The organism is Microcystis sp. LE18-22.4A (assembly GCF_027531105.1).
Lineage (GTDB): Bacteria > Cyanobacteriota > Cyanobacteriia > Cyanobacteriales > Microcystaceae > Microcystis > Microcystis aeruginosa.
In genome coordinates this window covers 1-5,408 of record NZ_JAPZRB010000626.1, presented here as the reverse complement: position 1 = coordinate 5,408, position 5,408 = coordinate 1, and the positions used below count along the sequence as shown (strand labels likewise).

At 44.8% G+C, this 5,408-nt stretch carries 9 protein-coding genes; 8 read left to right on the top strand and 1 reads right to left on the bottom strand.

Translation table 11 applies throughout. The annotated features are described in order from the left end of the window. Positions 1 to 368: 368 nt before the first annotated feature. The 8 genes from O9295_RS26750 to O9295_RS26715 all read left to right on the top strand — a co-directional run bounded on the left by O9295_RS26750 (position 369) and on the right by O9295_RS26715 (position 5,184). A complete protein-coding gene (locus tag O9295_RS26750; protein WP_260441382.1) occupies positions 369 to 941 on the top strand; it encodes a PEP-CTERM sorting domain-containing protein in 573 nt (190 codons plus the stop codon). Between the two features lie 102 nt (positions 942 to 1,043). Next, positions 1,044 to 1,499 (top strand): hypothetical protein, encoded by a 456-nt coding sequence (locus O9295_RS26745; protein ID WP_052277622.1) that lies wholly within the window; start codon positions 1,044 to 1,046, stop codon positions 1,497 to 1,499. 65 nt (positions 1,500 to 1,564) lie between these two features. Further along, the gene (locus tag O9295_RS26740; protein WP_002757707.1) at positions 1,565 to 1,882 is read left to right on the top strand and encodes a hypothetical protein; all 318 of its coding nucleotides are present in this window, start codon (positions 1,565 to 1,567) and stop codon (positions 1,880 to 1,882) included. Positions 1,883 to 1,924: 42 nt separating this feature from the next. Beyond that, positions 1,925 to 2,242, top strand: coding sequence for a hypothetical protein (locus O9295_RS26735; RefSeq protein ID WP_052277621.1), 318 nt, complete (start codon positions 1,925 to 1,927; stop codon positions 2,240 to 2,242). Positions 2,243 to 2,321: 79 nt separating this feature from the next. Then, positions 2,322 to 3,068 (top strand): hypothetical protein, encoded by a 747-nt coding sequence (locus O9295_RS26730; RefSeq protein ID WP_288036294.1) that lies wholly within the window; start codon positions 2,322 to 2,324, stop codon positions 3,066 to 3,068. A gap of 163 nt (positions 3,069 to 3,231) precedes the next feature. Further along, positions 3,232 to 4,086, top strand: a complete 855-nt coding sequence (locus O9295_RS26725) for an Rpn family recombination-promoting nuclease/putative transposase (protein ID WP_002757703.1) — start codon at positions 3,232 to 3,234, stop codon at positions 4,084 to 4,086. Between the two features lie 210 nt (positions 4,087 to 4,296). Further along, a complete protein-coding gene (locus O9295_RS26720) occupies positions 4,297 to 4,737 on the top strand; it encodes an MFS transporter (protein WP_002757702.1) in 441 nt (146 codons plus the stop codon). Between the two features lie 252 nt (positions 4,738 to 4,989). Then, a complete protein-coding gene (locus O9295_RS26715; protein ID WP_288036293.1) occupies positions 4,990 to 5,184 on the top strand; it encodes a hypothetical protein in 195 nt (64 codons plus the stop codon). Between the two features lie 22 nt (positions 5,185 to 5,206). Here O9295_RS26715 and O9295_RS26710 read toward each other — a convergent pair. Then, on the bottom strand, positions 5,207 to 5,408 hold a 202-nt coding region (locus O9295_RS26710), incomplete at its 5' end, for a zinc ribbon domain-containing protein (protein ID WP_288036291.1).

Here is a 5,408-nt window from a genome sequence, read left to right as displayed (position 1 = left end):
TGAAATGGGGCGAAAGTCTGTGGACTCTGTGTAAGACAGTACATGGTTTTTTAACTGTGGTATGCGACGGTGGTGGAAGCAGAAACTTAAATCGTGAGGTTTAGGAATCGCCGCACTTTTAGGGCGGCGAGGATGTCAACTTCGCTCTCCTGTACGCTTAGGCCGGATCGCCCCTTCAACCGAATCGCCCGAACTCCTATTTTTCCAAGCCTCTCAGGGTAATGCCTTCAGCCAATCCTTAAAAAAGTATTAAGAAAACGGGAAGGGGTCAAAAAAAATAAGGAATTTTCGGATATCACCTTTTCCGTAAACTCCCCTATAATTGAAGACTGTTTATCTTTATTCCTTTCTGTGAGGAGTTTAAACCTATGACATTATCAACACTTATCAAAAAATCGATCGGTGGTCGGGTCGCCCTTATCGGTCTATCTTTACTCGCTCCTGTATCTGGTGCGAGCGCCGCTACTTTTGGCTTTTCTTTCTCGAATGTGGATGGCCCGGTTAGTGGTACAGTTTCTGGGACAATAGAGTTGCCGGACGCGGCACTAACCACGGATGGGATATACGCGGCTACCGCTCTTTCCGTCACCTCCGCTCCTGCCGCTTTAGGATACACGCTACCGGTTATTGGTACATTCCCATCACTGGGTCCTAATGCTTTTAATGTTGTGGGTGGTAATATCATTCTGTCTGGTACTCAATTCGCTCGTAGTCAATTTGTTGTAACGGGTTCTCCAAATGCAAATGCATTTGGATTAAATTCTCCTCTCGGAACTCTATTCGGTACAAACGGGGTTGCTGATGCTTCAAGTGGAGTTTTAGACTCAAATAATTCAACACTGACATTTACTCGCGCTACTTCCGTTCCCGAACCGGGTACTATCTTAGGTTTAGTAACAGTGGGTGCTTTAGGGGCATTAGCTCGCAAGCGCAAGGGATAAAAGGATTTTCCGCCGCTAAAAATTCCGTAACCCCTTGACAATTTACCCGACTAGGGAGACGAAATTATTTTTACTCCCTAGTCTCTTTCCCAAAAAATAAACATGAAACATTTTCCGCTTATTTCCCCTCGAAACGTTTTAGCTTCCGTAGCGATCGCTTTATCCCTTGGTTTGGGTTTAACCGCCCCTCTACAAGCGCAGTTAAGCGGTAGAGTGAACTTTGAACGGGGCAGTGATATGGCCGCCCTCAACGGGACAATTACAGGGCGTGAATACCGAGATTTTGTCTTAAGAGCGAGAAAAGGTCAAACCCTGATGGTTTCTCTTGCTGATGATGGGACAGGCAACCCAGAAGACAAGCATAGTGTATTTTTTAATATCCTGCCGCCGGGTAGTAATAATGTAGCGATTTATAACAGTTCTGCCCAAGGACCCAACGCCATGGCTAAAATTAAACTCCCCAAAGATGGCGACTATACCATTCGTGTCTATCTCATGGGAGAAGCGAAAGACGGCAATCATACCGTTCCTTTCACCTTCTCGGTAACGATTAGGTAGTTATCGAAAAATCTTGAACGCATCCTAGAGATTATCGCCCCTCTTACTCTGTAAGAAAATCAATCATGTTCGAGTCTATAAAATTCAGCGCCATCGCCACCGGAATCGCCCTCGTCGCTACTTTACCAGTTTATGCCGCGAATACTGCTACCATGTTGTCGGCCTGCAAATCTCGCGCCGCTAATGCTTATAAAACCTCGCCGGGTAATATCGTTGTCAAATACGAAGGACAACGCACCGACGGCACTCACGCAGTGAATGGCACTTACGAGACGGATAAAATGGTCAATACCTTCCAATGTTCCTTTAACCGCAACGGCAACCAGATCGTCAAATTTATCAAAAACCTACCCTATTCCAAAGTGGACGAAGGCGCTATGTAATAACACGCTCACTTAGTCTTCATTGGAGGAGATCAAAAAAGCATGAAACCCGTTTATGTGTTGTTAATTGCTATTACTACGGGTGTTATCGGTGCGGGTATCGGATTGTTTCTAGGAGGGAAATTCTTGGGAACCCTCGGATTCACAGGTGGTGTAACCTACGGTGTTTGTGTCGCCACGGAAACGGGAAAACAAGCGGGTTTACTAACCCAATCGGAAACCGATCAACTCTTAAAACAAATTAAAGCAAGAGCGGGTTCAGATTTTAATTTGAAACCAGAACAAATCGAAGAATTCGCCAAAATCAACTGTCAAGACACCCTAGAAAAAGCGAAATCGGCCCGTTCGGAAAAAAACTAGACGGACGTTATAGTACAATTGTCAACAAATCTAGCGATCGCTGTAAAACATCTAATTAACTTGGGAAAAAACTTAAATCATGCGTAAACTCTTTTCCGCTTTTTTACTGGCCACCTTAATCACCACCCCGGTTATTCTGCCTTCCCCCGCTTTCAGCGAAATCCGTAAAGAACGGGTGCAATTCAAAGCCGGAACCGAAGGAACCACTATTCAAGGCAAAATCAAGGGAGAACAAGTCGTTCAATACCTAATTCGCGCCAATGCTGGACAAAATATGTCGGTTAGCCTCTTGAGTGATAACGGGGGCGCTTCTTTCAATATTTTCGCACCGGGTAAAGTCCCCGGCAAAGACGCGGCGATGGTTATCGGGAACAATGTCGGTAATGCCCACGAGGGAATCCTACCAGCGGACGGCGATTATACGATCCAAGTGGGTTTGACTCGCAACTCGGCGCGGAATAATGAAGTGGCTAATTATCGCCTAAAAATCCTTATTTCCAATAATTACAACCAAAGCGATGCCAAAGTACCGGGGACAAATTACCATGCTACGGGTAATGTTACCTGTTCGATGGGCGATGGAAAACCAGCGGGATCTTGTCCCTTTGGTGTCACTCGTCGGGGGAACGGTAGCGCGGATGTCACTGTTACCAAACCCGATGGTCGCAAGCGTATCATTTTCTTTGAAAAGGGAAAAGCGATCGGTGCGGATACCAGTCAGGCAGATCCGGGAGAATTTAGCGCCTCGAAACAAGACGATATCTATATTATTCGCATCGGCAAGGAACGCTACGAGATTTTTGAAGCGATCATTTTTGGGGGTTAGGTGCTGCTTCTCGTAAGCGCCAAGGATAAAATCCCCATTGAGGATAGTTTTCAGTGCATCTTAGCCTTTAGGAGGGTTTTTACCCATCCTTTTGTTATTTTTGGGGATAGGGGTTTAATTTTGTTAAAATACAGGTCAGGCTTGACCTGTATTTGAATTGAAAATGTATGATTCCACCTGTAAATTTATCGCCCTTGAATATTCCAGAGACTTAGCCACTTGGTTACTAGGAAAACCCTTAGATTTAACGGAAATTAAACCCTCAGAATTATCCCTAGAACCGATTAGAGCCGATACGTTAATCTTTTTGGAGTCAGAAGAATTAATCTTACATATCGAGTTCCAAACCGACCCTAAAGAAGACATTCCCTATAGAATGCTAGATTATGCCACCAGACTCTATCGACGCTATCCCCATAAACCCATCCATCAAGTAGTAATTTATCTGAGGAAAAATGACTCCGCTAAAGTCCGCCAAAATGATTATCAACAAGGGAAAACCTATCATCAATTTGAAGTGATTAGACTCTGGGAACAACCCTCAGAAACCTTATTACAAGCACCGGGGCTATTTCCCTTCGCTATACTCGCTCAAGCTGAGAAACCAGAAAACTTACTGGGGCAAATTGCCCAAGAAATCGAGCAAATCAGCGATAGTCGAGAACAAAGCAATCTGGCCGCATCTACCGCCATCCTAGCTGGGTTAGTATTAAACAAAGACATCATTCAACGATTATTGAGGAAAGACATCATGAAAGAATCTGTTATCTATCAAGAAATCTGGTCGGAAGGTTTACAAGAGGGACGACAAGAGGGACGACAAGAGGGACGACAAGAGGGAGAAGCTAACCTCGTTTTACGTCTATTAAATCGCCGTATAGGTAGCATCTCTCCTGAATTATCGCCCAAGATCCGAAATCTTGACCTAGAACAGTTAGAAAACTTAGGCGAAGCTTTGTTAGATTTTCAGTCATTACAAGATTTAGAACAATGGCTCGAAAATTGCCAAATAAATTAAGTACAAGAGAACTAAGTCTCCAGTCTATTCCCTCGGCACAGGGTAGCTGCAAGCATTTGGCTATCCTTTTCTTGAGCTTGTGATACACTAACCAGAAATCTATCAATTTTCCCCCTGTGAGGAGAATAGTCCTGTAATCCTAGCAGAACTTGTCAAAAACTTCGTTGGGGAAGGTGTCACTTATAAATTTTTCTCTCTTAACCCTCTCTGGTGCCACCGGGGGCGATCGGGCGGCTGTCAAGTTGGGGGTCGGGGTTGGGCTATCTGGGAGGAATTGCCTGTTATCTGTTGTTTTGGTTGGTACAATCAAGCCATCGCTTCGATCAATTGCTAGAGTATCGACTGGCTTTTGTGATCGTCGGATTATGGCTGCTCTTTCTTTCTCTCCCGGCTCTAGCTTGGTTGCCTCATCAGTCGCAACCGCCCACCATTCCCCTTTCTCGGTTAATTCGCCAATCCTACCATCAGGTCTGGCATACGCTGGGCTATTTTAGGCAAAACCAAGAGATTTTTAAGTTCTTAGTCGTATTTTATTTGATTTCCGATGGAATTGTAACCCTGAATAATTTTTTGGGCATCTATCTCAATCAGGAGTTTGGGTTAAGCGTTGCTCAAATCTTGCATTTAGGACTTTTATTTAGGGTCTGCTGAAAAAGTTTTTCCTGGGGGTAGGAGTCAGGAGTCAGGAGTCGGTCGTTTCAGGCTTTGTTGCCCTTGTTTTTTGTACCAAGCGATGTACCACAAGAAGGATAATGCAAGGTTTTTGAAAGTCCCAATCCTATTTTCGCAGCACTAACATCGGACTTTAACAGGTCAAAAGCCTTATTTTAAAAGGGTTTTACCATTATTCAGCAAGCCCTATTTAACCTGATCTCCATTCCCTCGACGATCCTGTTCGGTTTATTGAGTAACTACTGGTCATTACGAGCGATTTTATCTCTTTTAGTCGGAATTTGGACGGTTATTATCTCCTTGATGCTCCTCAGCACCCATCCCGCTACACCGCTTGTCCTAGCGATTTTAATGGGATTAGTCTTCGGTTCGACTCAATCCCTCTGTCGGGGGTGGTTCGCCCAATTGACATCCTCACCGCCGTAAAACGGACGGTGATTCCCAAACCTCACGATTTAGGTTTCTGCTTCTTTCCCTTGCGGGGTTCCGCACCTGCCTTAACAGATTTACTCTGTTCTGGTCTTATGGTCGCTCTACAGACTGACACCGCAAGCCCTGCGGCCAAAATGTTTTTACTAGCGTTAATATCTCGGTCATGGTGCGTCCCACAGTCTGGACAGTCCCACTCTCGAACATTTAACGGCATTTTC